This is a genomic window from Nocardioides sp. CER19, from assembly GCF_029846275.1.
Taxonomy (GTDB): domain Bacteria; phylum Actinomycetota; class Actinomycetes; order Propionibacteriales; family Nocardioidaceae; genus Nocardioides.
The window spans coordinates 71,062-94,960 of sequence record NZ_JARVWS010000002.1 but is presented as its reverse complement, the minus strand read 5'-3'; the positions used below and the strand labels follow the sequence as shown (position 1 = coordinate 94,960).

The 23,899-nt window shown below is 71.8% G+C and carries 28 protein-coding genes; 9 read left to right on the top strand and 19 right to left on the bottom strand.

What is annotated here, in order from left to right:
• Positions 1–18: 18 nt before the first annotated feature.
• The 6 genes from QDS12_RS09015 to QDS12_RS08990 form a co-directional block, all read right to left on the bottom strand.
• Positions 19–1,338, bottom strand: a complete 1,320-nt coding sequence (locus QDS12_RS09015; RefSeq protein ID WP_279878653.1) for an NADH-quinone oxidoreductase subunit D — start codon at positions 1,336–1,338, stop codon at positions 19–21.
• Complete coding sequence (locus QDS12_RS09010; RefSeq protein ID WP_279878652.1) at positions 1,335–2,030, bottom strand: NADH-quinone oxidoreductase subunit C; 696 nt, start codon at positions 2,028–2,030, stop codon at positions 1,335–1,337. The genes QDS12_RS09015 and QDS12_RS09010 overlap by 4 nt, the downstream gene beginning before the upstream one ends.
• Complete coding sequence (locus QDS12_RS09005) at positions 2,027–2,581, bottom strand: NADH-quinone oxidoreductase subunit B (RefSeq protein ID WP_279878651.1); 555 nt, start codon at positions 2,579–2,581, stop codon at positions 2,027–2,029. The genes QDS12_RS09010 and QDS12_RS09005 overlap by 4 nt, the downstream gene beginning before the upstream one ends.
• 14 nt (positions 2,582–2,595) lie before the next feature.
• The gene (locus QDS12_RS09000; RefSeq protein WP_279878650.1) at positions 2,596–2,955 is read right to left on the bottom strand and encodes an NADH-quinone oxidoreductase subunit A; all 360 of its coding nucleotides are present in this window, start codon (positions 2,953–2,955) and stop codon (positions 2,596–2,598) included.
• 188 nt (positions 2,956–3,143) lie between these two features.
• Complete coding sequence (locus tag QDS12_RS08995; RefSeq protein ID WP_279878649.1) at positions 3,144–3,833, bottom strand: demethylmenaquinone methyltransferase; 690 nt, start codon at positions 3,831–3,833, stop codon at positions 3,144–3,146.
• Between the two features lie 4 nt (positions 3,834–3,837).
• Complete coding sequence (locus tag QDS12_RS08990; protein WP_279878648.1) at positions 3,838–4,434, bottom strand: hypothetical protein; 597 nt, start codon at positions 4,432–4,434, stop codon at positions 3,838–3,840.
• 63 nt (positions 4,435–4,497) lie between these two features.
• On the opposite strand from QDS12_RS08990, the gene QDS12_RS08985 reads away from it, so the two are divergent.
• Positions 4,498–5,736 carry an isochorismate synthase gene (locus tag QDS12_RS08985; protein ID WP_279878647.1) on the top strand — a complete coding sequence of 413 codons (1,239 nt, stop codon included), beginning with the start codon at positions 4,498–4,500 and terminating at the stop codon, positions 5,734–5,736.
• A 9-nt stretch (positions 5,737–5,745) separates the two neighbouring features.
• Here the strand turns inward: QDS12_RS08985 and QDS12_RS08980 are convergent, their stop codons facing one another.
• Both QDS12_RS08980 and QDS12_RS08975 read right to left on the bottom strand, forming a co-directional pair.
• Positions 5,746–6,027 carry a YciI family protein gene (locus tag QDS12_RS08980; RefSeq protein ID WP_279878646.1) on the bottom strand — a complete coding sequence of 94 codons (282 nt, stop codon included), beginning with the start codon at positions 6,025–6,027 and terminating at the stop codon, positions 5,746–5,748.
• Positions 6,027–6,665: an MBL fold metallo-hydrolase gene (locus QDS12_RS08975; RefSeq protein ID WP_279878645.1), complete on the bottom strand. Its 639-nt coding sequence runs from the start codon at positions 6,663–6,665 to the stop codon at positions 6,027–6,029. The genes QDS12_RS08980 and QDS12_RS08975 overlap by 1 nt, the downstream gene beginning before the upstream one ends.
• 97 nt (positions 6,666–6,762) lie before the next feature.
• On the opposite strand from QDS12_RS08975, the gene QDS12_RS08970 reads away from it, so the two are divergent.
• The 3 genes from QDS12_RS08970 to QDS12_RS08960 are packed head-to-tail and all read left to right on the top strand — an operon-like array spanning position 6,763 to position 8,161.
• A complete protein-coding gene (locus tag QDS12_RS08970; protein ID WP_279878644.1) occupies positions 6,763–7,119 on the top strand; it encodes a metalloregulator ArsR/SmtB family transcription factor in 357 nt (118 codons plus the stop codon).
• Positions 7,116–7,613, top strand: coding sequence for an SRPBCC family protein (locus QDS12_RS08965; protein ID WP_279878643.1), 498 nt, complete (start codon positions 7,116–7,118; stop codon positions 7,611–7,613). The genes QDS12_RS08970 and QDS12_RS08965 overlap by 4 nt, the downstream gene beginning before the upstream one ends.
• Positions 7,610–8,161 carry a TIGR03086 family metal-binding protein gene (locus QDS12_RS08960; RefSeq protein WP_279878642.1) on the top strand — a complete coding sequence of 184 codons (552 nt, stop codon included), beginning with the start codon at positions 7,610–7,612 and terminating at the stop codon, positions 8,159–8,161. Before QDS12_RS08965 ends, QDS12_RS08960 begins: the two co-directional genes overlap by 4 nt.
• 3 nt (positions 8,162–8,164) lie before the next feature.
• Here QDS12_RS08960 and menD read toward each other — a convergent pair whose 3' ends face one another.
• The 3 genes from menD to QDS12_RS08945 are packed head-to-tail and all read right to left on the bottom strand — an operon-like array spanning position 8,165 to position 11,714.
• Positions 8,165–9,754: a 2-succinyl-5-enolpyruvyl-6-hydroxy-3-cyclohexene-1-carboxylic-acid synthase gene (menD, locus tag QDS12_RS08955; protein ID WP_279878641.1), complete on the bottom strand. Its 1,590-nt coding sequence runs from the start codon at positions 9,752–9,754 to the stop codon at positions 8,165–8,167.
• Positions 9,751–10,695 (bottom strand): o-succinylbenzoate synthase, encoded by a 945-nt coding sequence (locus QDS12_RS08950; protein WP_279880399.1) that lies wholly within the window; start codon positions 10,693–10,695, stop codon positions 9,751–9,753. Before QDS12_RS08950 ends, menD begins: the two co-directional genes overlap by 4 nt.
• A gap of 14 nt (positions 10,696–10,709) precedes the next feature.
• A complete protein-coding gene (locus QDS12_RS08945; protein ID WP_279878640.1) occupies positions 10,710–11,714 on the bottom strand; it encodes an AMP-binding protein in 1,005 nt (334 codons plus the stop codon).
• Positions 11,715–11,750: 36 nt separating this feature from the next.
• Here QDS12_RS08945 and QDS12_RS08940 point away from each other — a divergent pair, with 36 nt between their 5' ends.
• Genes QDS12_RS08940 through QDS12_RS08930 form a run of 3 tightly spaced genes read left to right on the top strand, consistent with a single transcriptional unit; the run spans position 11,751 to position 15,308 of the window.
• Positions 11,751–13,097 (top strand): MFS transporter, encoded by a 1,347-nt coding sequence (locus QDS12_RS08940; RefSeq protein WP_279878639.1) that lies wholly within the window; start codon positions 11,751–11,753, stop codon positions 13,095–13,097.
• Between the two features lie 26 nt (positions 13,098–13,123).
• A complete protein-coding gene (locus QDS12_RS08935) occupies positions 13,124–14,407 on the top strand; it encodes an MFS transporter (protein ID WP_279878638.1) in 1,284 nt (427 codons plus the stop codon).
• 28 nt (positions 14,408–14,435) lie between these two features.
• Positions 14,436–15,308 carry a 1,4-dihydroxy-2-naphthoate polyprenyltransferase gene (locus QDS12_RS08930; RefSeq protein ID WP_279878637.1) on the top strand — a complete coding sequence of 291 codons (873 nt, stop codon included), beginning with the start codon at positions 14,436–14,438 and terminating at the stop codon, positions 15,306–15,308.
• Positions 15,309–15,333: 25 nt separating this feature from the next.
• Here the strand turns inward: QDS12_RS08930 and QDS12_RS08925 are convergent, their stop codons facing one another.
• A complete protein-coding gene (locus tag QDS12_RS08925) occupies positions 15,334–15,945 on the bottom strand; it encodes a hypothetical protein (protein ID WP_279878636.1) in 612 nt (203 codons plus the stop codon).
• On the bottom strand, positions 15,945–16,196 hold the full coding sequence (locus QDS12_RS08920) for a DUF4229 domain-containing protein (protein WP_279878635.1): 252 nt from the start codon (positions 16,194–16,196) through the stop codon (positions 15,945–15,947). The genes QDS12_RS08925 and QDS12_RS08920 overlap by 1 nt, the downstream gene beginning before the upstream one ends.
• Positions 16,197–16,246: 50 nt before the next feature.
• On the opposite strand from QDS12_RS08920, the gene QDS12_RS08915 reads away from it, so the two are divergent.
• Entirely contained in the window at positions 16,247–16,459 is a 213-nt protein-coding gene (locus QDS12_RS08915) for a hypothetical protein (RefSeq protein WP_279878634.1), read from the top strand.
• Positions 16,460–16,462: 3 nt separating this feature from the next.
• Here QDS12_RS08915 and ccsB read toward each other — a convergent pair whose 3' ends face one another.
• The 6 genes from ccsB to hemL are packed head-to-tail and all read right to left on the bottom strand — an operon-like array spanning position 16,463 to position 22,442.
• Entirely contained in the window at positions 16,463–17,458 is a 996-nt protein-coding gene (gene ccsB, locus QDS12_RS08910) for a c-type cytochrome biogenesis protein CcsB (protein WP_279878633.1), read from the bottom strand.
• Positions 17,455–19,116, bottom strand: a complete 1,662-nt coding sequence (locus tag QDS12_RS08905) for a cytochrome c biogenesis protein ResB (RefSeq protein ID WP_279878632.1) — start codon at positions 19,114–19,116, stop codon at positions 17,455–17,457. The genes ccsB and QDS12_RS08905 overlap by 4 nt, the downstream gene beginning before the upstream one ends.
• On the bottom strand, positions 19,113–19,868 hold the full coding sequence (locus tag QDS12_RS08900; protein WP_279878631.1) for a cytochrome c biogenesis CcdA family protein: 756 nt from the start codon (positions 19,866–19,868) through the stop codon (positions 19,113–19,115). Before QDS12_RS08900 ends, QDS12_RS08905 begins: the two co-directional genes overlap by 4 nt.
• Positions 19,865–20,452: a TlpA disulfide reductase family protein gene (locus tag QDS12_RS08895; RefSeq protein WP_279878630.1), complete on the bottom strand. Its 588-nt coding sequence runs from the start codon at positions 20,450–20,452 to the stop codon at positions 19,865–19,867. The genes QDS12_RS08900 and QDS12_RS08895 overlap by 4 nt, the downstream gene beginning before the upstream one ends.
• A 5-nt stretch (positions 20,453–20,457) precedes the next feature.
• A complete protein-coding gene (locus tag QDS12_RS08890) occupies positions 20,458–21,135 on the bottom strand; it encodes a histidine phosphatase family protein (RefSeq protein ID WP_279878629.1) in 678 nt (225 codons plus the stop codon).
• On the bottom strand, positions 21,132–22,442 hold the full coding sequence (gene hemL, locus QDS12_RS08885) for a glutamate-1-semialdehyde 2,1-aminomutase (RefSeq protein ID WP_279878628.1): 1,311 nt from the start codon (positions 22,440–22,442) through the stop codon (positions 21,132–21,134). The genes QDS12_RS08890 and hemL overlap by 4 nt, the downstream gene beginning before the upstream one ends.
• 210 nt (positions 22,443–22,652) lie before the next feature.
• Here hemL and QDS12_RS08880 point away from each other — a divergent pair, with 210 nt between their 5' ends.
• The gene (locus tag QDS12_RS08880; RefSeq protein WP_279878627.1) at positions 22,653–23,891 is read left to right on the top strand and encodes a lytic transglycosylase domain-containing protein; all 1,239 of its coding nucleotides are present in this window, start codon (positions 22,653–22,655) and stop codon (positions 23,889–23,891) included.
• Positions 23,892–23,899: the final 8 nt, after the last annotated feature.

Sequence of the window (23,899 nt, the reverse complement as noted above, 5' to 3'; positions counted from 1 at the left end):
AGAATCGAGTGGGGTGATTCATCGATCGACTCCTCCCATCACGGGGTCGATCGAGGCGATGGCGACGATGACGTCGGCCACCATGCCGCCCTCGCTCATCACGCTGGTCGCCTGCAGGTTGGTGAACGACGGGTCGCGGAAGTGGACCCGGAACGGTCGCGTTCCGCCGTCGGACACGACGTGGGCGCCGAGCTCGCCGCGCGGGCCCTCGATCGGCACGTAGGCCTGACCCGGCGGGACCCGGAAGCCCTCGGTGACGAGCTTGAAGTGGTGGATCAGGGCCTCCATCGACTCGCCCATGATGTGGCGGATGTGGTCGAGCGAGTTGCCCATGCCGTCGGACCCGATCGCGAGCTGGGAGGGCCAGGCGATCTTCTTGTCGGCGACCATGATCGGGGCGCCCTCGAGCTTCGCGAGCCGGTCGGCCGCCTGCTCGACGATGCGCAGCGACTCCCACATCTCGTTGAGCCGGATCCGGAAGCGGCCGTAGGCGTCCGCGGTGTCCCACGTCTGCACGTCGAACTCGTAGTCCTCGTAGCCGCAGTAGGGCTGCGTCTTGCGCAGGTCCCACGGGTAGCCGGTCGAGCGCAGCACCGGGCCGGACAGGCCCAGGGCGAGGCAGCCCTCGAGGTCGAGCACGCCCACGTTCTCGAGCCGGGCCCTGAAGATCGGGTTGGCGTTGCACAGGTCGGCGTACTCGGGCAGACGCTTCTTCATCAGGTCGATGAAGCCGCGGATCTCCTCCAGCGCACCGGGCGGGAGGTCCTGCGCCACGCCGCCGGGGCGGATGAACGCGTGGTTCATCCGCAGGCCGGTGATCAGCTCGAACAGGTCCAGGACCAGCTCGCGCTCACGGAACCCGATCGTCATCACGGTGAGCGCGCCGATCTCCATGCCGCCGGTCGCGATGGCGACCAGGTGGGAGGAGATGCGGTTGAGCTCCATGAGGAGGACCCGCATGACCTGGGCCTTCTCCGGGACCTCGTCCTCGATGTCGAGCAGCCGCTCGGTCGACAGGACGTACGCCGTCTCGTTGTGCAGCGGCGCGAGGTAGTCCATCCGGGTGCAGAACGTGACGCCCTGCACCCAGGTGCGGAACTCCATGTTCTTCTCGATGCCGGTGTGCAGGTAGCCGATGCCGGCGCGGGCCTCGGTCACCGTCTCGCCCTCGAGCTCGAGGATGAGCCGGAGCACGCCGTGCGTGGACGGGTGCTGCGGGCCCATGTTGACGACGATGCGCTCGTCGGCGACCTCGCCGAGTTGGTCGGTGAGCGCGTCCCAGTCCTGGCCGGAGACGGTGAAGACCCGGCCTTCCGAGGTGTCGAAACCTGTGCTCATGAGTAGCTCCTCCGCGTGTCCGGCGGCGGGATCGTGGCGCCCTTGTACTCCACGGCGATGCCGCCCAGCGGGTAGTCCTTGCGCTGCGGGTGGCCCGGCCAGTCGTCGGGCATGAGGATCCGGGTGAGGCTCGGGTGGCCCTCGAAGACCAGGCCGAACATGTCGTAGGTCTCCCGCTCGTGCCAGTCGAGCGTCGGGTAGACCGACACCAGGCTGGGCAGCGTGGGGTCGGCGTCGGGAGCGCTCGTCTCCAGGCGGATCCGACGGTTGTGGCTCATCGAGAGCAGGTGGTAGACGGCGTGCAGCTCCTTGCCGGCGTCGTCGGGGTAGTGCACGCCGCTCACGCCGGAGCAGAACTCGAAGCGCAGCTCGTCGCGGAGGGTCCGGGCGACGGTCACGAGGTCCTCGCGGCGTACGTGGAACGTGATCTCGCCGCGGTGGATGACGACGGTCGGCTCGCGCCCCTCCAAGGCGCCGCCGAGTGCGCCGGCGACCTCGTCGTACCAGCCGCCGTAGGGCGGGGCAGCGGGCGCCGGGAAGAGCACCGGGCGGACCAGGCCGCCGAAGCCGGAGGTGTCGCCCGAGCCCCGGCCGCCGAACATGCCGGTCCGGACGCCGATCTGCTCCTGCTCCGGTGCGGTCAGGCTGCTGGTGTCCTCCGGGACGTTGTCGGGGACGTTCCCCTCGGTCATCGGAGCAGGCCCTTCATGTTCGAGGTCGGGAGCGCCTTGAGGGCGTCGTTCTCACGCTGCTCGATCTCGCGCGCGCGGTTGGCGCCGAGCTTGGTGTGCTGCACCTGGTCGTGCAGCTTGAGGATCGCGTCGATGAGCATCTCCGGACGGGGCGGACAGCCCGGGAGGTACATGTCGACCGGGACGACGTGGTCGACGCCCTGCACGATCGCGTAGTTGTTGAACATGCCGCCGGAGCTCGCGCAGACGCCCATGGCGAGCACCCACTTGGGCTCGGGCATCTGGTCGTAGATCTGGCGGAGCACCGGCGCCATCTTCTGGCTGACGCGGCCGGCGACGATCATGAGGTCGGCCTGGCGCGGCGAGGCCCGGAAGACCTCCATGCCGAAGCGGGCGAGGTCGTACTTCGGCCCGCCGCTGGTCATCATCTCGATCGCGCAGCACGCGAGTCCGAACGTGGCCGGCCAGAAGCTGGCCTTGCGCATGTAGCCGGCCACGCCCTCCACGGTGGTGAGGAGGACGCCGGACGGCAGCTTCTCTTCGATTCCCATGTCTGTTCAGTGCCTCAGTCCCAGTCGAGCCCGCCGCGGCGCCAGACGTAGAGGTAGGCGACGAACACGGTGGCGATGAAGATGACCATCTCGACCAGGCCGAAGACGCGCAGCTGGTCGAACTGCACCGCCCACGGGTAGAGGAAGATGATCTCGACGTCGAAGACGATGAAGAGCATCGCGATGATGTAGTACTTCACGGGGAAGCGGCCGCCACCCACCGGGTGCGGCGTCGGCTCGATGCCGCACTCGTAGGAGTCGAGCTTCGCCCGGTTGTAGCGCTTCGGGCCGACCAGGCTCGACATCACCACGGAGCCCACCGCGAACAGCGTCGCGAGTGCCATCAGCGCGAGCACCGGTGTGTAGAGGTGCACCAGCACGTCCTCCCCAAGCCCTCGAGATCCGACAACGGTTTGTGATCTTGTGAACTGGATCACAAGGCCGCTCAGACGTTTCTACCACTCGGCAGGCACCGCGTCACGCATCTCCGGCGGAGACAGGGAAAGAGGCTCGAATGTCTCGACCGTCCAGGGGTGGTCGAGGCACTCGAGCCTCCGGGAAGTCAGGCGGTCGCGCGGTGGAGGGCGACGACGCCGCCGGAGAGGTTGCGCCACTGCGGGCGGGTCCAACCCGCCTCGCGGATCAGCCGCGCGAGCCCCTCCTGGTCCGGCCAGGCCCGGATGGACTCGGCCAGGTAGACGTAGGCGTCGGGCGAGGAGGAGACCGCGCGGGCGACGCGCGGCAGCGTCTTCATGAGGTACTCCATGTAGACGGTACGGAAAGCGCGGTTCGTGGGGTGGCTGAACTCGCAGACCACCAGCCGGCCGCCCGGCTTGGTGACCCGACGCATCTCGGCCAGGCCGGCGGCCGGGTCGACGATGTTGCGCAGGCCGAAGGAGATCGTGACGGCGTCGAAGGTGGCGTCCGCGAAGGGGAGCCTGGTGCCGTCGCCGGCGGTGAAGGGCAGGGCCGGCTTGGCCTTCTTCCCGACCTGCAGCATGCCGATCGAGAAGTCGCACGGCACCACCTCGGCACCGGCGTCGGCGAACGGCTGCGAGGAGGTCCCGGTCCCGGCGGCCAGGTCGAGCACGCGCTCGCCGGGCTGGGGGTCGACGGCGTCGAACACCTCGCGCCGCCACCGGCGGTCCTGCCCGAGGGACAGGACGTCGTTGGTCACGTCGTAGCGGCGCGCGACCGCGTCGAACATGCGACGGACGTCGCCCGGCTGCTTGTCGAGCTCGGCCCGTGTCATGGGGTCAGGCCACCTCGTCGTAGACGTTGTCCACCACGCCGACGGCCTTGTCGACGGCGAGCGGGCTGGTGACCTGGACGGTCAGGTTGTCCTTGGACTTCTGGCACTCGACGTACGCCGCCTGGATGCCGCCCTTGCCGTCGGCCGAGCCGGTCTGGATGCAGGTGACGTCGCCCTTGCGGACGAGGGTCTCCACCTGCTGTCCCTGCTGGGCCGTCTTCGGGTCGGTGAACTGGAACGGCGAGAAGGCGCCGCCGGAGGCACGGAAGACCTGCACGACGAGCGGGGCCGACAGCGACTTGTCGACGTAGGTGCGGGTCTCACCCTCCACGCCGGACGCCTTGAGCACCTTGTTGCCGTAGGCGCGCGCGGAGCGCTCGGTCGCCGACGCCTGCTTGACCTTGTCGTCGGTCGCGCCGGGCGCGTTCTTGTAGGCGTCGCTCAGGTCGGTGGCCGTGTAGCCGCCCGGGAGCTTGTCGGGCAGGGAGACGTCACCGGTGTCGCCGTTGACCTTCGGCAGCACGATCGCGAAGACCGCGGCCAGCGCCAGGACGACGGCTCCGAGGATGACTCCGGGCAGGACGACGCGTCGTGTGTTCACGGGCCCCGACGGTACCGGCTGCCCAAGGGGTCGCCCGCATCGGCGTCCGGATACTGTTACGGGGTGCAGCCAGCTCTCGTCGCCCGCACCGTCGCCGTGCCGGCGGGCGCCGCGGCCGACCTGATCGCGCTGCTGCCCGCCGATACCCCTGTCTCGTGGGTCCGACGCGGCGAGGGCCTCGTCGGCTGGGGCACCTCCGCCTCCGTGCGGACCACCGGGCCGACCCGCTTCGCCGACGCCGCCAAGTGGTGGGCCGAGCTCGTCGCCCGGTCCGCCGTCACCGACGAGGTCGGCGAGCCCGGGACCGGACTCGTCGCCTTCGGCTCCTTCGCGTTCTCCGACGACGACGCCGTCGACTCGGTCCTCACCGTCCCGCAGGTCGTCGTCGGCCGCCGCGGTGGCGTCGCCTGGGTGACCACGATCGGCAGCGGCGACCGCGCGCCCGAGGCGCCCCTGCCGGAGCGTGTCCCGTCCCCGGCGGCGCCCCAGGGTGTGACGTACGCCGACGGCGCCCTCGACGGCGAGCAGTGGATGAGCGCCGTGGCGGACGCGGTGGCGCGGATCGACTCCGGGGCGCTGGAGAAGGTCGTGCTCGCCCGCGACCTGATCGCGACCGCCGAGTCGCCGATCGACGTGCGCTGGCCGCTGGCGCAGCTGGCGTCGTCGTACCCGATGTGCTGGACGTTCCACGTCGAGGGCCTCTTCGGCGCCACCCCCGAGCTGCTGGTCCGCCGCGAGCGCGGCCTGGTCACCTCCCGGGTGCTGGCCGGGACCATCCGCCGGACCGGCGACGAGACCCGCGACGACGAGCTGGCCGGCGCGCTGTCGCGGTCGTCGAAGGACCTCGAGGAGCACGAGTACGCCGTCCGCTCGGTCGCCGACGCCCTCGAGCCGCACTGCTCCTCGATGAACGTCCCCGAGGCGCCGTTCGTCCTGCACCTGCCCAATGTCATGCACCTGGCGACCGACGTGACCGGCGTGGTGCACGACGGCATCACCTCGCTGGAGCTGGCCGCCGCGCTGCACCCCTCGGCCGCCGTCGGCGGCACGCCGCGCGACCGCGCGGTGGCGCTGATCGCCGAGCTGGAGCAGATGTCCCGCGACCGCTACGCCGCGCCGGTCGGCTGGATGGACGCCTCCGGCGACGGCGAGTGGGGCATCGCGCTGCGCTCGGCGCTGCTGAGCGGCGACACCGTGCGCCTGTTCGCCGGCTGCGGTGTCGTCGGCTCCTCCGACCCGGCCGCCGAGCTGGCCGAGTCGCAGGCCAAGCTCGTCCCGGTCAGGGACGCGCTCGGCGGCTGACCTCCCGCGTCAGAGGTCGAGGGAGTCGCGCCAGGAGCCGAGGACCGGGTTCCAGCCGACCACCGAACGCTCGGTGATCAGGTCGGCGTTCCAGAACGGGTCGTCGTCGAGGAGCTCCTCGATCTCGGCCGCCGACTTGGCCTCGAAGATGAGCAGCGCGCCGTTGTCGTCGGTCGGCCCGGACAGCTGCAGCCCGTCCTGGGCGGCGAGGAAGGCGCGGTGCTCGGGCCGCAACCGGTCGAGCGCCTCGGTGTCGGGCGAGTAGACGTAGGTGACTGCGAAGGTGGCCATCAGAGGTCCTGCCCGTCCTGGAGGCGGAAGTACTCCTGCCCTGCCTTGGACAGGAAGAGGTTGATCTGGTTGTCGAAGATCGCCGAGCCGGCCTCGGAGTAGATCCGGTCGTGGATCGCGACGTTGCGCGGCGCCTTCACGGCGCGCGCGAAGTCGATGAGGTCACGACTCGCTGCCCACGGTGCCGACACCGGCACGAAGAGCAGGTCGACCTCCTGGTCGGTCTCGGTGATCGCATCGCCCGGGTGGAACAGCCGCTGGCCGCCCATCTCGATGCGGTAGCCGCTGTTGTGGAAGCGCGGCAGCTCGTCGTGGATGACCGCGTGCAGCTCGCCGACCGCCGTGACGGGGACGCCGGCGACGTCGAACGACTCCCCCGGCGAGACGACGACGGTGCGCTCGCCGACGGCGGGCGCCTCCTCGCGGATCTTCGCGGCGACCGCGTCGATCGTGAACACCGGCGCCTCGGAACCGCGCAGCAGGTCGGGCGAGTAGTGGTCGGCGTGCTCGTGGGTGATCAGCACTGCGTCGGCGCCGTCGAGGGCCTCCGGGTCGGTGAACATGCCGGGATCGAGGACGAGCGTGGTGCCGTCGTGCTCGAGCCGGACGCAGGCGTGACCGAACTTGGTGATCCGCATGGCCGTCATGCTAGTGCCCGAGTTTTCTCAACCAAGTGGTTGACCATTCCGCCGTACGCGGCCTAGGGTCGTATTCAACCGATGAGTTGAGGATGGGATGGACGACGACAGGCTCTCCGAGGTGTTCGCGGCACTCGCGGACCCGATCCGGCGCGACATGGTGGCCCGTCTGGCCGACGGCGACGCGGGCGTGAGCGAGCTCGCCGCGCCGTACGACGTCAGCCTCCAGGCGGTCTCCAAGCACCTCAAGGTGCTGGAGGAGGCCGGCCTCGTGACGCGCCGACGGGAGGCGCAGCGCCGGCCGGTCCACCTCGAGGCGGAGGTGTTCGACCTGATGACCAAGTGGATCGAGCGCTACCGCCAACGTGCCGAGGAGCGGTTCCAGCGCCTGGACGCCGTCCTCGAGCGGATGCAGCAGGCGCAGCGACCGACGAGGAAAGAGGACGCATCATGACCACGACCACGAAGCACGAGACGGAGATCGCGGCGGCGAAGGACCTCCCGACGATCACGATCACCCGCGAGTTCGACGCGCCGCGCGAGCTCGTCTTCCGTGCCTGGACCGACCCCGAGCTGCTCGTGCAGTGGCTGGGCCCGAAGGCCTCGCAGCTGCGCGTGACCCAGTGGGACTGCCGCACCGGCGGCTCGTGGGCCTACGTCGACGGCCGCGAGGGCGACCCGGACTACGCCGCGTTCTACGGCAGCTTCCACGAGATCCGGGAGCCGTCACGCCTCGTGCAGACCTTCACCTGGGCGGGCGCGCCCGACGGCGTCTCGCTCGAGACCCTCACGCTCGAGGAGCTCCCCGGCGGCCGGACCCGGTCGGTGATCAGGAGCGTCGTCGAGTCCTTCGAGATCCGCGACGCGATGCTCTCCAGCGGCATGGACGTCGGCATCATCGAGGGCTTCGAGAAGCTCGACGCGCTGCTGGGTACGTCACCGGCATGAGCCCCTCCGAGCAGCACGCCTACGACGCCCAGCGGTTCGCCGCGCTCACCGAGGCCGCCTCGGCCGACGACTGGGGCCGACCCACGCCGGTCGCCGCCTGGACGGCGCGCGACGTGGTCGCTCACCTGGTCGAGTGGCTGCCCGGCTTCGTCTCGCGGGCCGGCGTGACGCTGACGCCGGTGCCGGTCGCCGACGACCCGGCGGCCGCCTGGCGCCGGCGCGCCGCCGAGGTGCAGCGCGTCCTCGACGAGCGCGGCGACGAGGTCTACCGGAGCCCGATGTTCGGCGAGATGCCGCTGGGCTCGGCGATCAACCAGTTCTACACGACCGACATCTGGATGCACTCCTGGGACCTGGCCCGGGCGCTGGACCTCGACATCGACCTCGGTGAGGAGCGCTGCGCGGCGGTGCTCGCCGGCATGGAGCAGATGGAGGACGTCATCCGCAGCAGCGGTCAGTTCGGCCCGCGCGTGGCGGTCCCGGACGATGCCTCCGCGCAGGACCGGCTGGTCGGGTTCATCGGGCGGGATCCGGGGTGGCGGGCCTGACGGTCACGGCTGCGCCAGCGCCCGGATCCGCTCGTCCAACGCCCGCCGGTCGGTCCGGCCGATGACCGCCTCGACGACCTCGATGCCGCCGTTGGGCGTGGCGAGGGCCTGCTCGAGGGCGGGCAGCGAGTCGGCGCGCGTGTACGGCGTCCGCGTGGCCGCGCACAGCGACTCGATCGAGACCCCGTGCGGCGTGCCGAAGAGCCGCTCGAACCGGTCGGCGAACGGAGCCGCCCCCTGCTCGAGCGTCGCGAAGATCGAGCCGCCGTCGTCGTTGGCGACCACGATCGTCAGGTCGGGCCGCGGCTCGTCGGGGCCGAGCACCAGCCCGTTGGAGTCGTGGAGGAACGTCACGTCGCCCATCAGCGCCAGGTCGCGCGTCGACGAGCGGCCGAGCGCGGCACCGATCGCTGTCGAGACGACACCGTCGATGCCGGCCAGTCCGCGGTTCGACAGCACCTTGCGCCGGGCACCCACCTCGTAGCGCGGCACCATCAGGTCGAGGTCGCGGATCGGGTTCGACGCACCGACGACCAGCTGTCCGCCGGGCGGCAGGGCGCGGGCCACGGCGCCGGCGACGGCGTACGGCGTGAGGGCGGGCTGCTCCGCGACCAGCGCGTCGAGCCGGCGGCCGAGCGCGGCGTCGGCCTCGCGCCAGGCGCTGAGCCAGTCGAGGTCGTCGGAGCCGTCGACGTGGAGCCGGGCGAGGAAGCTCCGGGCGACGGGGAACGGCCGGGCCGACCATGCGCCGGGGGCAGGGCCGGCGACGACCTCGACGTCGTCGCGGGCGAGCAGTCGCGAGACCGGCCGGGACAGCGTCGGGTGGCCGAAGACGACAGCGCGCTCCACGTGCTCGGCGAGCGGGCCACCGAGGAGCAGGCGGTAGGTGCGGACGGCGTTCTCGCCCGTGCGCGCGCCGCTGGACGGCTCGGCGAGCAGCGGCCAGCCGGCGGCCTCGGCGAGCACCCGGGCCGGCGGACCGGCGTCGTCCCCGGCGACGACGACCGTTCGCGGGCCGAGCTCGAGCGACTCGAGGATGCGCGGCTCGGGTCGCTGGATCTCCGGACGGCGCTCGAGGGCGGGCACGGTCCAGGGAGCGTCCGGGAGGAGCGGCTCGTCGAGGTGGACGTTCCAGTGCACCGGCCCGAGAGCCGACCAGAGCTCGTCGACGTCGACGTCGTCGGGCGAGTCCAGGCTGCGCCACGGCACGAGCGGGCCGAGGATCGCCCGCTGGTCGGTGGTCTGGTTGGCGCCGGTGCCGTAGAGGCGCTCCGGCCGATCAGCGCTCACCACCACGAGCCGGACGCCGGCGTGGGCCGCCTCGAGCGCGGCCGGGTGCAGGTTGGCGACGGCGGTCCCGCTGGTGCACACGACCGCCGCGCGGGACCCGGTCTTGGTGAGCCCGAGGGCGAGGAAGGCGGCGCTGCGCTCGTCGACGCGGGTGTGCAGCCGGAGCAGGCCGGCCGCGGCCGCGTCGTAGGCGGCGAAGGAGAGCGGGGCGTTGCGGCTGCCCGGGGCGATCACGACCTCCCGGACGCCCGCCTCGACCAGCGCGGAGACGACGGCGCGGGCGAGGTCGGTACTGCTGCTCACACGCGGAACTCTCTCACCGCCGCCAGCCGCTCCTCCCAGTGGGCACGCCTGTCGTCGCTCGCCGCGAGGGCGGCGAGCCTCGCCGTGTCGACGGCCGGCGTCACCACCGGCAGCTCGCCGTCGACCGGGAGCAGCGACTCGGTCACCACGTCGTCGGTCAGCAGCTGCACCGTGGCCAGGCCGCAGGCATGAGGCAGCTCGGGCAGCGCCGCGGCCAGCGCCACGCCGGCGGCGATGCCGACGCTCGACTCCAGCGCGCTCGACACGACGACGGGAAGGCCGATCTCCTCCGCGATCCGCAGGCAGGCGCGTACGCCGCCCAGCGGCTGCACCTTCAGCACGGCGACGTCGGCCGCCTCGAGGTCGCGGACCCGGTAGGGGTCGGCGACCCGCCGGATCGACTCGTCGGCGGCGATCGGCACGTCCACCCGCCGCCTGACCCGGGCCAGGTCCTCGACGGTCGCGACCGGCTGCTCGACGTACTCGAGCCCGACCGCCCGGTCCAGCGCCGCGATGCTCGCCACGGCGGAGTCGACGTCCCACAGCCCGTTGACGTCGACGCGGATGCGGCCGCCGCTGCCGAGCGCGTCGCGGACGGCCTCGACGCGGGCGAGGTCGTCGGCGAGGGTCTGGCCGGGCTCGCCCACCTTCACCTTGGCGGTGCGGCAGCCACTCCGGGCGACGATGGCGTGCGCCTGCTCCGGCCCGACCGCCGGCACGGTCACGTTGACCGGGACGCTGGTGCGCACCGGTGCGGGCCAGTCCCCGGCCGCCGCCTCCTCGGCCGCGCGCAGCCAGGGCTCCACCACGGCCGGCTCGGTGTAGTCCAGGAACGGGCTCCACTCCCCCCAGCCGCTCGCGGTCCGGATGAGCATGCCCTCGCGGACCGTGATGCCGCGGAAGCGGGTGCGCATCGGGATCGACCAGACGTGGGTCTGCATCGCGGCGGTCCCGCTCACCCGGCCAGCCCCCTCAGCCGCATCCGGTCCGGCTTGCCGTTGGGCAGCATCGGGATCTCGGGCAGCGTGACCAGCTGGCGCGGCGCCCAGGACCGGGGCCGCTCGGCGGACACCCAGTCGCGCGCCTCGTCCAGGGAGATCGAGCCGACGACGAAGGCGACCAGCCGGTTGCCCCACTCCTCGTCGGGTACGCCGAGCACCTCGGCGGCCACGACGGAGGGATGCGACCGGAGCCGGGTGGCGACGGCGGGTGCGGGCACGTTGACGCCACCGGTGACGACCATGTCGTCGAGCCGGCCGAGCAGCTGCAGCCGGCCGTCGTCGTCGATCCGGCCGGCGTCGGAGGTGAGGAACCAGCCGTCGACGAGCACCTCGCGGGTCAGCTCCGGATCGCCGAGATAACCGTCGAACAGCACCGGCCCGCTGAGCCTGACGCGCCCGTCGACGCCGAGTGCCATGCCGACGCCGTCGAGCGGGACGCCGTCGTAGACGCAGCCGCCGCAGGTCTCGGCCGAGCCGTAGGTCGCGACGACGCGCACGTCGGCCTCTGCCGCTCGCGCCCGGAGGGACGGATCGATCGGTCCGCCGCCGAGCAGCACGGTGTGGAAGTCGGCGAGTGCGGCCGCGTCGGTGTCGAGCATCCGGTGCAGCTGGGTCGGCACGACGGACAGGAACCCGCCCGGCCCGACCGCCCCGGCGGCGTCGGCGAACGAGTCGCCGAGGACCACCGGCTCGTGCCCGGCCACCAGCGACCGGACGACGACGTTCAGCCCGGCGACGTACGACGCCGGGAGCGCCAGCAGCCACCGGCCGGCCCCGCCGACGCGGGCCGCCGAGGCCTCGGCGGAGGCGAGCATCGCCCGGCGCGAGAGCACCACCCGCTTCGGCCGGCCGGTCGAGCCGGAGGTCTCCACGACCCACGGGTCGGGCTCGCCCGGCGACGACAGCCACCGGTCGACGGCGGCGATGACTTCGGCCGCCGAGGTACCGGTGTTATTCATGTGGCGAACGCTAGTCCGCCATGATCAGATGCGCCCATGCCCTCCCCCTTCCCGGTTCCGGGGTTCTTGGCGCGCCTGATCCCGCCCACACCCCTGTCCCGCCGCCTCGCGCTCCAGTCGATGCTCTTCTCGACCGGCGAGGGCACGTTCAACACCGGCAGCGCCTTCTTCCTCACCCAGGTCGTCGGGATGTCGGCCCCCAAGGTCGGCCTGGCGCTGACCATCGCCGGCATCGCCCAGTTCGTCTTCGCCTACCCGGTCGGTCGGCTCGTCGACCGGTTCGGCCCCAAGCGGATGTGGGCGATCTCCGCGATCGGCGCCGCCGCCGGGTTCCTCCTCCTGCCGTTCGTCAACGGCTTCGGGCAGTACGTCGCCCTGGCGCTGGTCGTCGCGTTCTTCGAGGGCGTCGGCGACAACGCGCGGCACGCCTACACGCTCGACGTCTTCGACCCCAAGGAGCGGGTCCAGACGCAGGCCTACATGTACTCGTCCCTCAACGTCGGCTTCACCCTCGGCGCGATCATCGGCGGCGGCGTGCTCGCCTTCCACTCCGTGGAGCTGGTCCGCTGGACGCCGTGGTTCGCGGCCGTGCTGATGGTGGTCAACGCGCTGGCCATCGTCCGCCTGCCCGCCGCGCCGCACGACCTGCGGATCCTCTCCGGCGAGGTCCGCGTCAAGCCGACCACCCCGTCGGGCTGGCGCAACCCCGGCTGGATGGCCACGACGTTCTTCAACGGCACGATGTGGACCAACCAGACGCTGCTCAACGTCGTCATCCCGCTGTGGCTGGTCACGGCCACGGACGCCCCGCCGGTCCTGCTCGCCTGGCTGTTCGGCACCAACACGGTGCTGTGCATCTTCCTGCCGGCGTACACCTCGCGCGGCGTCAAGGACCTGCGCGGCGCCATGCGCTACGTGTGGATCTCGACCGGCTTCTTCGTCGGCTCCTGCCTCATCACGATGATCACCCACGAGACCGTCGGGTGGCTGACGATCGTCCTGGTGTGGCTGGGCCACGTGACGGTGACCGGCGCCGAGCTGGCGATCTCCGGCGCGTCATGGATGTTCCAGTCCGACCTGATGGACCCGCAGCGGCGCGGCGAGTACCAGGGCGTCGGCGACGTCTTCCGCGCGCTCGGGTCGAAGTGGGCGCCGGCGCTCTTCACGTGGCTGGCGATCTCGGTCGGCGATCTGGGCTGGCTCGTGATCGCCGCGATCGCCGTGGTGGCCGCCGCCGGCCTGGGCCGGTCGACCCAGGTGGCGGCCCGCTTCGCGCACCAGTACTTCCCGCTCGAGGACGTGAGCGTGACCGTGCCGGCCCCTCCGGTCGCGAACGCCGCGGCGCCGCCAGTGGCGAGCGCACCCCCGACCGCACTATCTTGACGTCAAGATAACTCGAGAGGACCCTGTTGATCCTGCGCCTGCTCCGCGGCCTCGTGCCTGAGGACCGCCTCACCCGCCGACTGGCGATCCAGTCGATCATCTCCGCCTTCGGCGACGGCGCGTTCCTCACGGGCTCGGCGTTCTACTTCACCCAGCTCGTCGGTCTCTCCGCGCAGCACGTCGGCCTCGGCCTGTCCGTGGCGGCCGCGGTGCAGTTCTTGGTCTCGGTCCCGACCGGCCGGTGGGTCGACCGCGTGGGTGCGAAGCACGCCTGGGTCGGGATGGCTGCGGCCCAGGCGGCGCTCTACTTCCTCTGGCCGGCGATCAACGGCTTCGTCACGTTCCTGCTGATGATGGCCGCGATGAGCGTCGTCGAGTCGACGATGCGCGCAGGCCGCAACGCCTACCAGATCGCGATCTTCCCTCGGGAGCAGCGGGTCGCCTCGCAGGCGTTCATGCGCGCCGCCCGCAACGTCGGCTACACCCTCGGCGCCCTGCTCGCCGGCATGGCGCTGGCGCTGGACTCCGACACGGCGATGGAGCTGGTGCCGATCCTCACCGGCGCCCTCCTCGTCGGCAACACGGTCTGGGTGTGGCGGCTGCCCCCGCTGGTGGTCGACGTGCCCGAGCAGCCGCTGGAGAAGGCCCTCGAGAGCGCCGGCCAGAAGGGCAGCGCGCTGCGCAACCGTGGCTTCCTGCTGATGTCGATCTTCAACGGTGTGCTCAGCACCCACGGCGTCCTCCTCAACACCGTCATCCCGCTGTGGCTGGTCGAGGAGACCGACGCACCGCGGGTCCTGCTGGCCTGGCTGTTCGGCACCAACACCGTGATGGCGGTCCTCCTGCAGGTCGCTGCCGCCCGCGGCGTCACGACCGTCCAGCAGTCGCTGCACGCGCAGTACCGCGGCGCAGCCTGCTTCGTCCTCTCCTGCGGCATCGTCCTCGTCACCCACGACACCACCGGCTGGATCACGATCGTGCTCGTCTGGCTCGGCCACGTGACCGTCACCGGGTCGGAGCTCTTCCAGTCGGCCGGCATGTGGGGCCTGGTGGCCGAGCTCTCCGACCCCGAACGGCTCGGTGACTACCAGGGCGTCTCGTCGCTCGGCTACACGCTCGGCGACGTCTGGGCGCCCGCGCTCTACACGTTCCTCGCGATGACCCTCGGCGCGCCCGGCTGGATCATCATCGCGCTCATCGTCGTGGCCGCCGCCGTCGCGATCGGGCCCGCCTCGCGGGCGGCCGAGCGGCACCTGGCCGGCGGGCCCGTGGTGACCGAGGCCGACGAGGTGCCCCACCCCGCGCACTGACGGATCTCCCGGTGTTGAATGACCCCTCGTGGCGACAGCAGCACAGTGGCTCGAGGGAGCGCGCCCGAAGACGCTCCCCGCGGCGATCTCCCCGGTCGTGGCCGGCACCGGCGTGGCGGCGTACGACGGCGAGCTGGTGTGGTGGAAGGCCCTGCTCGCTCTGATCGCGGCGCTGGCGCTGCAGGTGGCGGTCAACTACGCCAACGACTACTCCGACGGCATCCGCGGGACCGACGACGAACGGGTCGGACCGCTGCGGCTGACCGGGTCCCGGCTGGCCGCCCCACAGGCGGTGAAGCGGGCCGCGTTCCTCGCCTTCGGCGTCGCCGGTCTGGCCGGCCTCGCCCTGGCCGCGAGCACCGCCTGGTGGCTGGTGGCGGTGGGGCTGCTGTGCATCCTGGCCGCCTGGTACTACACGGGCGGCAAGCGCCCCTACGGCTACGCCGGCCTCGGCGAGGTCATGGTGTTCGTCTTCTTCGGCCTGGTCGCCGTCGTCGGCACCTACTACGTGCAGGCCGAGCGGTGGTCCTGGGCGGCCCTCTACGCAGCCGTCGGCGTGGGCGCGCTGGCCTGCGCGATCCTCGTCGCCAACAACCTGCGCGACATCCCGACAGACACGGTCTCGGGCAAGCGGACGCTGGCCGTGATCCTCGGCGACGGCCGTACCCGTGCGCTCTACACGCTGCTGGTCGCCGCCGCTGCCGTCGCCGTGGTCGCCGTCGCCGTCGCCACCACCTGGTGGGCGCTGATCGGCCTGGGCTTCCTCGTCATCGCCGGCCGCGCCGCCCGCACGGTGAGCTCCGGCGCGGTCGGGCCGGCGCTCATCCCGGTCCTGCAGGCGAGCGGCAAGGCCGAGCTGCTGTGGGCGGTGCTGGTCGCCGTACCGCTGGCGCTCGTCTGACGGTCCGTCGAGGTAGGCAGGACCCTCAGCCCACCGTCGCGACGACCGCCTCGCCACCGTCCCAGCTGGCCGTCAGCGTCTCGCGACCGGACAGCTCGACCGGGAGCAGGCGGGCGATGCTGAGCTCGTGGCCGCCGGCCTCGACCACCGCCGTCGCGTCGCGGGACGTGACCGACACGGGGCCCGCCGACGGGCCGGTGGCCGCGGAGCCACTGCCCTTGGCGCGCACCGCCGGCGTACGTCGCTCGACGATCTCGCCGTCCCGCTCGACGTCGATCGCGGCCTGCTCGCCGCCGGTGAGGATGGCGGTCAGGAAGGCGCGGACCGCGACCGGGTCACCCGACGCGTCGTAGACCCAGCGCTGCCCGAGGGCCGTGTGGGACATCGTGCAGACGAGGAGCTCGTCGGCGCCCTCCAGCGGGGCACCGCGGTAGGTCAGCGGCAGGTGCAGGACGCGGTCGCCGGCGCGGAAGAGGAGCGCCTCGACGCCGACCTCCCCGTCGGGGTCGTCGAAGCGGTAGCCGCCGACGTACTCGAGGTCGCCCAGTCCGGCAGCCCAGGGCTGCGTGGCCAACCAGGCGGCCACGAGCTCGGGCTTGGTCGGCGAGATCGTCGCGTCGACGTGGACGATCGCCATCAGTCCTCGTCCTCCTTGGAGCGCATGCGCTCCATCGTCGCGTCGGCGCGACGCTCCACCCGCGAGGCGAAGGAGGCCCGCTGGCGGTTGAGGACGAAGTAGGACGCGATGCCGCTCACGACGAACGCCAGGACCAGCACCACGAACCACGGGAAACCGCCGGTGGCGACCGCCCAGATGCCGGCGATGATCGCGAACGTGGCGGCGAACAGTGCCAGTCGCAACAGGGTGTAGACGACGAACTCCTTCACGTGTCCACACCCTAGGCTCCTGAGTGGAAAACCGAACTATCGTGGGTGCTGTGCTGAAGGTCCTGCTCGTGCTGATCATTCTCGCGATCGCCACGTACGCGCTGGTCCGGGTGGTCCAGCGTCGCGGCGTCACCCCGCCACTCGCCGGCACGCGCCGCACGAGCCGCCCCTCCGGTCCGCTGGGACCCGACGACGACGACGAGTTCCTCCGCGACCTCGACCGCAAGCGGCTCGACGGCGAGGGCCCGGACAACAGCCCCTAGGGCTCAGCCCTGGATGGCGAGCGCCGGGTGCTCGGTGCTCGGGACCGGCGCCGGCGCCGCGTAGGAGTGCTGCGACGTCGTCGAGAAGTAGTTGATCCCGATGAAGTTGAACCACAGCGTCGCCATGCCGACCAGCGCCAGGATCGCCGCGTTGCGGCCGCGCCAGCCGGCGGTCGCCCGGGCGTGCAGGTAGCCCGCGTAGACGACCCAGGTGATGAACGCCCAGACCTCCTTGGGGTCCCAGTTCCAGTACGACGACCAGGCCTGGTGCGCCCAGATCGGGCCGGTGATGAGAACGGCGAAGGTCCACACCGGGAAGCCGAAGGCGTGGATCCGGTAGGCCACCCGGTCGAGCACCTCGAGCGACGGGACCCGCGACATCCAGCCGGTCTCCCTCGGCCCGACGCGGGCCTTGACGAGATAGACCGCCGAGGTGATGCCGCCGAGCGTGAACGCACCGGTCGCGAGGATCGCCGAGATGACGTGGATGACCAGCCAGTAGGAGTTGAGCGCCTCGGTGAGCTGCGCGACCGGCTCGTAGAGCCACAGCACGGCGATCATCAGGCAGACCAGCACGAACGTCACGACCAGCGGCGCCATCCAGTGCAGGTCGAAGCGGCGGTAGAGGACGACGTACGCCGCGGCGACGACGAACGTGCCGCTCAGCGTGAACTCGTACATGTTGCCCCACGGCACCCGGTGCGGGTCGGCCGCCATGCCGCGGCCCAGCAGCGCCACGAAGTGCGCGGCGAGCGCGATGAGCGTGAGCAGGAACCCGAGGCGGCCGAACAGCGCCACCCGGTGCTCGCGGTCCTCGTCGACGGGGACCGCCGGTTGCTCGGCGGGCGCGCCGGCACCGACGAGCGCCTCGGCGGGCACCCTCTTGCGGGCGGAGAGCGCCGACCACTCCACCAGGTGGGCGATCAGCGCCAGGAAGTACAAGACCCCCGCGGCGCCGACGGCCTGGTTGGAGAGCATCCCCCAGCTGGTGTCGGTCATGACTGCTTCTCCTTCTGGAGCGCTTCGACGAGCGAGCGTACGACGGCGGCGGTGTCGCCCCCGCCGGAGCGGTCGAGCGCCGCGACCTCGACCAGTGTGCCGCCCTCGCCACGGCGGGCGCGAACCCAGACCCGACGCGGCCGGATGAACAGGGAGCCGAGCAGGCCGACGAGGCAGAGCACGACGCCGATCAGGGCGAGGTCCTTGCCGGGCGACTGGCTGATCTGGAGCCGGTTCCAGCGCACGACGCTGTCGAACGTGACCGACCCGAGGCCGTTGGGCAGCGCGACGGTCTGCCCGGGCTTCATGTCGAGCCGGAGCGGCTGCTTGGGGTTGTCCGGGTTCATGACCTGCTTGGCCGCGGACGTGTCGAGGGCGTAGACCGACTGCGGTCCGCCGGTCGGGTTGAGGTCGCCGGCGTAGACGTGCATCGAGATGAGCGGGTTGAGGTCGTTGCCCATCAGGGTCGCCGGGTTGCCGTCGTCGTCCATGATGAACGTCGGGTAGAAGACGCCCTGCAGGCCGATCTGCTCCGGCTTCGCGGCCGAGGCCTTGACGACGCCGAACGAGAAGAACGTCTGGTTCTGCGGCAGGAAGACGGTCGGCCCCGAGTAGGCGACGTTGCCCTGGCCGTCACGGACGGTGATCACCGGCGCGTAACCGTGGCCGATGAGGAAGACCTCGGTGCCGCCGATCTTGAGCGGGTGGTTGACCCGCAGGTCGTACTTCGTCGCGTCGGAGCAGTCGGCCTTCTGGCAGTAGGTCAGCTCGGACTTGAAGCCCTTCGCCATGCCACGCTTCGGGCCGGAGTTGATCCAGCTGACCTTGAAGTCGTCGATGTTGAAGGTGAACGGGTCCATCCGGCTCTCGGAGAACAGCGAGCCCGGGTCGAAGTCGTCGTACTGGCTGAGGGTGTTGGTGAACCCGGCGTCCTTCCCGACGACCACGATGACGCCGCCCTTGTAGCCGAGCAGGCTGCCCATCGCGAAGCCGACGAGCACGAGGATGATCGAGAGGTGGAAGACGAGGTTGCCGGCCTCGCGCAGGAAGCCGCGCTCGCCGCTGACGGCGTCGTCGGCCGTCTCCCCGGTCGCCGGGCCCGTCGAGGCGCGGATCCGATAGCGCTGCTTCTTGAGCAGCGTGCGGGCCCGGGCCAGGACGGCCTCCGGCTCCTCCGCGGTGGTGTACGACGACGAGTCGGGCAGTCGCAGCAGGTGCCGCGGAGCCGCCGGCGGCTGCGCGCGCAGCCCGCGCCAGTAGACCCGCAGGCGGGGCAGGATGCAGCCGATGAGCGAGATCATCAGCAGGACGTAGATGGCGCCGAACCACGGCGTGGAGTAGACGTCGAACAGGCCGAGCTTGCGGTAGATCGGTGTGAGCGTGGTGTGCGCGTCCTGCCAGCGGGACGTCTTGAGCGAGTCGACGCCGCTCTGCGGGATCAGCGAGCCGGGCACCGCGGCCAGGGCGAGCAGGAGCAGCAGCACCAGCGCGGTGCGCATCGAGGTGAGCTGACGCCAGGCCCAGCGCAGCATCTCGCGGAGGTTCAGCTCGCCGGGCCGCCGTCCGTCGGGTCCCTGGCCGTCCGGCTCGGGCGACTCCTCGCCCGGGAAGTCGGGGATCCGGCCCTCCGGGCCGGTCACGGAAGAGCGTTGGGTCATACGGAGACCGTCCAGCCGTCGACGAGATGGATCTGCAACCACTGCACCGCCCAGTCCCACCAGCCGGTGAGCAGCGCGAGTCCGATGAGCACGAACATCGCGCCGCCGAGGCGGGTCACCCAGCGGATGTGGCGGCGGATGAACGCGAGCGTCCCGAGCGCGCGGCGCCAGAGCAGCGCGAACACGATGAACGGCAGCCCGAGGCCGATGCAGTAGAACGCCAGCAGCAGGCCGCCCCGCGAGGCGGTGCCCTCGTTGCCGGCGAGGTTGAGCATCACGCCGAGGGTCGGCCCGATGCAGGGCGTCCAGCCGACCGCGAAGAGCACGCCGAGCAGCGGCGCGGCCACCAGGCCGACGGCGGGGACGCGGTGGAACCGCACGTCGCGCTGCAGCCACGGCACCAGTCCCATGAAGGCCAGGCCGAGCACGATCGAGACGATGCCGAGGGCGACCTTGAGCTGCCGGTCGTACTCGATGAGCCAGTCGCCCACGGTGCCGGCGGCGACGCCGAGCAGCACGAAGACGACGCTGAACCCGAGAACGAACAGCACGGCACCGGCCAGCATCCGGCCGCGGCCACCTCGGCCCTCGGCGAGGTCGGCGCCGGACAGCCCGGTGGCGTAGGAGAGGTAGCCCGGCAGGAGCGGGATGACGCAGGGCGAGAAGAACGACACCAGTCCCGCGACGACCGCCAGCGGCAGGGCCAGCAGGAGCGACCCGTCGGCGGTCGTGGAGTGGAACCAGTCGCTCATGACGTGGCCTGGCAGTGCTTCGCGGAGTCCGAGGCCGCGCACTGGACCAGCTCGGTGATCGTGAGCTTGCTCGGGATCGGGCCGCTGATCATGGCGCTGATCCGGCCCTGCCCGTCGAGCACGAGCGTCTGGGGCAGGGTCCGCGAGAGTCCAGGGAAGGCGAGCAGCGCTCGGCCGTCGGGCGCGTAGATCGACGGGTACGTCGCCCCGACGGAGCGCTCGAAGGCCAGCCCGTTGTCGGCGCTGTTGTCGCGGGTGTTGACACCGAGGAAGGCGGCCTGGCCGGCCAGCTCGCTGCTGGCCTGCTGGAGCAGCGGCATCTCGCTGCGGCACGGCCCGCAGCCCGACCACCACACGTTCACGACGACCGGCTTGCCGCGGTAGTCGGCGAGGTCGACCTGCTTGCCGTCGAGGGTCGACCCGCTGAGCTCGACCGGCTTGCCGCGGTCGGCGGGCGCCCAGGCGGTCGTCGAGCCGTCGCCGGTGATGTAGCCGCCGGAGTTGGTGCCGGACAGCCCGTGGCAGCCTGCCGTCGCCAGGGACAGCAGGAGCGCGAGCAGGAGGAGGGGAAGGCGTCGGGTCATCGGGTCTACGGCTTCAGCTGCTCCGGGGCGTCACCGGCCGAGAACGGCGCCTTCCGGTCCTTGGCGGGGATGAGGTCGCCGGCGGGCTCGCTGTAGGAGACCTGCGTGAGCCGGTCGCCGACGAAGTGGAAGGAGGTCATCGAGCACAGCGTGCACTGGCGCTTGCGCGGGTCGTGCAGGAAGCTGCGCCGCTCGACGTGCAGGCGCGTGGTCCAGATCGGGAGCTGGTGGCTGACGATGACGGCCTCGTGGCCGGCCGCGGCGAGGCGCGCGTCGTCGACGGCGGCCATCATCCGCGCGACGATCTCCTTGTAGGGCTCGCCCCAGCTGGGCTTGCGCGGGTTGTAGAGCTTGAGCCAGGTCCGCGGGTCGCGGAGCGCGTTGTCGCCGCGCGCGAACCTCTTGCCCTCGAAGTCGTTCCAGGACTCGATCACGCGCTCGTCCAGCGTCGGCGTCAGCTCGAGGCGCTTGGCCAGCGGTGCCGCCGTCTCCTGGGCGCGCTCGAGCGGGCTGGAGACCAGGTGGGTGATGTCGCGGTCCCCGACGACGTCGGCGACGCGCTGGGCCATCTTCTGGCCGAGCTCGGAGAGGTGGAACCCGTCGCGGCGGCCGTAGAGGATGCCCTGCGGGTTGTGCACCTCGCCGTGGCGCAGCAGGTGGACGACGGTGTCGGGGGTGCTCATCGGGCCACCGCCGTGGACGCCTGGGCCGCGGCCCGTGCGGCCTCGGGGAGCGCCGCCAGGATCGTCCCGACCGCCTCCTCGTCGTGCGCCGAGGAGAGGAACCACGCCTCGAAGGCGCTCGGCGGCAGGTAGACGCCGCGGGCCAGCATGGCGTGGAAGAACGCGGCGTACGCCGCCACGTCAGTGGTCGACGCGCCGGCGAAGTCGGTCGCCGGGGCGTCGGTGAAGAACACCGAGAACATCGTGCCCGCGTTCTGGACGACGTGCGGCACACCCGCCTGGGTGAGCGCCTGCGACGCGGCGGCCTTCACCGTCTCGGCCGCGTTGGCGATGTGGGTGTAGACCTCGTCGGTCGCCAGTCGGAGGGTGGCCAGGCCGGCGGTGGTCGCGATCGGGTTCCCGCTCAGGGTGCCGGCCTGGTAGACCGGGCCGACCGGGGAGAGGCGCTGCATGATCTCGGCGCGGCCCCCGAACGCGGCGGCCGGGAAGCCACCGCCCATGACCTTGCCGAACGTCATCAGGTCGGGCGTCCAGCCCTCGTGCTTGCCGTCCAGGCCCCAGGCGCCCTCGCGGGTGGCGCGGAAGCCGGTCATCACCTCGTCGCTGATGAACAGTGCGCCGTGGCGACGGCAGATCTCGGCGAGGAAGCCGTTGAAGCCCTCCTCGGGAGGGACGACGCCCATGTTGCCGGGGGCGGCCTCGGTGATGAGGCACGCGACGCGGTCGCCGTACTCGGCGAAGGCCGCCTCGACGGCGGCGCGGTCGTTGTAGGGCAGCACGACGGTCAGCTCGGTGCTGCTGGCGGGGACGCCGGGGGTGCCGGGCACCGCGAACGTCGCGAGGCCGCTGCCGGCGCTGGCGAGCAGCGCGTCGACGTGGCCGTGGTAGCAGCCGGCGAACTTGATGACGACCTCGCGCCCGGTGAAGCCGCGGGCGAGCCGGATCGCGCTCATGGTCGCCTCGGTGCCGCTGCTGACGAAGCGGACCTCCTCGACGGGCGTCCGGCTCACGATCTCCTCGGCCAGCTCGACCTCGGGCTCCGTCGGGGTGCCGTACGACGTCCCGCGGGCCACCGCCGCCTGGACTGCCGCCTGCACCTCAGGGTGCGCGTGACCGAGCAGCATCGGGCCCCACGAGCAGATGAGGTCGGCGTACCTGTTGCCGTCGACGTCGGTCAGCCACGCGCCGTGGGCCTCGCGGATGAACCGTGGGGTCCCGCCGACGGCGTTGAACGCGCGCACCGGGGAGTTGACCCCGCCGGGCGTCACCGCCTTCGCGCGCGCGAAGAGCTGCTCGGAGGCAGGCACGGATCCATGGTCGAGCGTGGGCACCGGCTCATTGTCTCCGAGGAGACCAAGTGAGTCGAAGCGGGGGACCGCGTCTGGAGCGCACGTGAGACGCGTCTCACGGGTACTGACAGCGTGACGCCCCGGCGACGTGGTATTCCGCCGCACGTAACCCGGGGCCCATGACGCTCGTTGGGACGTGTGTCACATGAGGGAGCAGAGGGGGAAGGGATGTCGGTCACCCGGCAGTCACGGTGGAAGAAAGCCGCGGCGCTGGTGCCGCTCGCGCTGCTCTCGGCGGCGTGGACCGTGTCGATCAGCACCACCGGCGCCCCCGAGGCGTCGGCCGGCGACAAGCACCCCACACTGCCTGACGGCAGCACCGTCCCCGGGGGCGCGCTGCAGGTCCCCGCCAGCGTGTCCGCCCCCGGCACCGGCGCCCTGGGCGCGACCGGCGAGAGCGCCGCCCAGATCGTGTCGGGTTCTTCGGCGTCGTCGATCCCGTCAGCCGCGCTGGCCGCCTACCAGCGTGCGGAGACCGTCATCAACAAGGCGGACAAGACCTGCTCCCTGCCGTGGCAGCTGCTCGCCGCGATCGGCCGGGTCGAGTCCAACCACGGCCGGGCCAACGGCAACCGGCTCTCCCCCACCGGCATCGCCCAGCCGGGCATCTTCGGCAAGCCGCTCAACGGCCGGGCCAGCACGTCGCAGATCGTCGACACCGACGCCGGGCAGTACGACGGCGACACGAAGTACGACCGCGCCGTCGGCCCGATGCAGTTCATCCCCTCGACCTGGTCGACGGTCGGCGTGGACGCGGACGGCGACGGTCGGCGCAACCCGCAGGACATCAACGACGCGGCCCTGGCGGCGGCCGTCTACCTCTGCTCGGGCACCGACGACCTGTCGTCGTCGGCCGGCCGGTCCCACGCGGTCTACCGCTACAACCACTCGTCGTCGTACGTCGCCACGGTGCTCCGCGTCATGCAGGCCTACCTGGCCGGCGACTACACCGCGGCGCCCGACGACACGATCCCCGCGACGTACTTCGAGCCCGACCCGGCGCCCGTGGAGCACCGGGCCAAGCCGCAGCGCCGGCAGACCTCGTCACCGTCGGGTGCGCACACCTCGTCGGCCGCGCCCAGCGCCGCGAGCGCGCCGTCGGGCGGCGGCCCGACCTCGGCCCCGGCGCCCACCGCTCCCAAGCCGTCGGCGTCGGCCGTCCCGCACGCCTCGCTGCCGACCGCCGCCACGCAGCCGGTCGTCGCCGTGCTGGACGCCGCCGAGGCGCTCACCCTGTGCAACCAGCAGATCGGTGCGCTCCCCGACCCGCTCGGTCTGCTCGCACCCGTCAAGAACGCCGCCGTGCAGTCGTGCGCCCAGAAGGTCAAGGGTCAGACGCGGTCGGCCGCGCTCGCGATGATCCCCAACACGGTCAGCGGGCTGCTCCATTGGCTCGGCCTCGGCTGAGCGGGCCT

Excerpts from the sequence above, each read along its gene's own strand:
- QDS12_RS09015 (WP_279878653.1), bottom strand. The coding sequence starts at position 1,338 with ATGAGCACAGGTTTCGACACCTCGGAAGGCCGGGTCTTCACCGTCTCC.
- QDS12_RS09010 (WP_279878652.1), bottom strand. The coding sequence starts at position 2,030 with ATGACCGAGGGGAACGTCCCCGACAACGTCCCGGAGGACACCAGCAGC.
- QDS12_RS09005 (WP_279878651.1), bottom strand. The coding sequence starts at position 2,581 with ATGGGAATCGAAGAGAAGCTGCCGTCCGGCGTCCTCCTCACCACCGTG.
- QDS12_RS08995 (WP_279878649.1), bottom strand. The coding sequence starts at position 3,833 with ATGACACGGGCCGAGCTCGACAAGCAGCCGGGCGACGTCCGTCGCATG.
- QDS12_RS08980 (WP_279878646.1), bottom strand. The coding sequence starts at position 6,027 with ATGGCCACCTTCGCAGTCACCTACGTCTACTCGCCCGACACCGAGGCG.
- QDS12_RS08975 (WP_279878645.1), bottom strand. The coding sequence starts at position 6,665 with ATGCGGATCACCAAGTTCGGTCACGCCTGCGTCCGGCTCGAGCACGAC.
- QDS12_RS08970 (WP_279878644.1), top strand. The coding sequence starts at position 6,763 with ATGGACGACGACAGGCTCTCCGAGGTGTTCGCGGCACTCGCGGACCCG.
- QDS12_RS08965 (WP_279878643.1), top strand. The coding sequence starts at position 7,116 with ATGACCACGACCACGAAGCACGAGACGGAGATCGCGGCGGCGAAGGAC.
- QDS12_RS08960 (WP_279878642.1), top strand. The coding sequence starts at position 7,610 with ATGAGCCCCTCCGAGCAGCACGCCTACGACGCCCAGCGGTTCGCCGCG.
- QDS12_RS08950 (WP_279880399.1), bottom strand. The coding sequence starts at position 10,695 with ATGCAGACCCACGTCTGGTCGATCCCGATGCGCACCCGCTTCCGCGGC.
- QDS12_RS08945 (WP_279878640.1), bottom strand. The coding sequence starts at position 11,714 with ATGAATAACACCGGTACCTCGGCGGCCGAAGTCATCGCCGCCGTCGAC.
- QDS12_RS08940 (WP_279878639.1), top strand. The coding sequence starts at position 11,751 with ATGCCCTCCCCCTTCCCGGTTCCGGGGTTCTTGGCGCGCCTGATCCCG.
- QDS12_RS08925 (WP_279878636.1), bottom strand. The coding sequence starts at position 15,945 with ATGGCGATCGTCCACGTCGACGCGACGATCTCGCCGACCAAGCCCGAG.
- ccsB (WP_279878633.1), bottom strand. The coding sequence starts at position 17,458 with ATGACCGACACCAGCTGGGGGATGCTCTCCAACCAGGCCGTCGGCGCC.
- QDS12_RS08905 (WP_279878632.1), bottom strand. The coding sequence starts at position 19,116 with ATGACCCAACGCTCTTCCGTGACCGGCCCGGAGGGCCGGATCCCCGAC.
- QDS12_RS08900 (WP_279878631.1), bottom strand. The coding sequence starts at position 19,868 with ATGAGCGACTGGTTCCACTCCACGACCGCCGACGGGTCGCTCCTGCTG.
- QDS12_RS08895 (WP_279878630.1), bottom strand. The coding sequence starts at position 20,452 with ATGACCCGACGCCTTCCCCTCCTCCTGCTCGCGCTCCTGCTGTCCCTG.
- QDS12_RS08890 (WP_279878629.1), bottom strand. The coding sequence starts at position 21,135 with ATGAGCACCCCCGACACCGTCGTCCACCTGCTGCGCCACGGCGAGGTG.
- QDS12_RS08880 (WP_279878627.1), top strand. The coding sequence starts at position 22,653 with ATGTCGGTCACCCGGCAGTCACGGTGGAAGAAAGCCGCGGCGCTGGTG.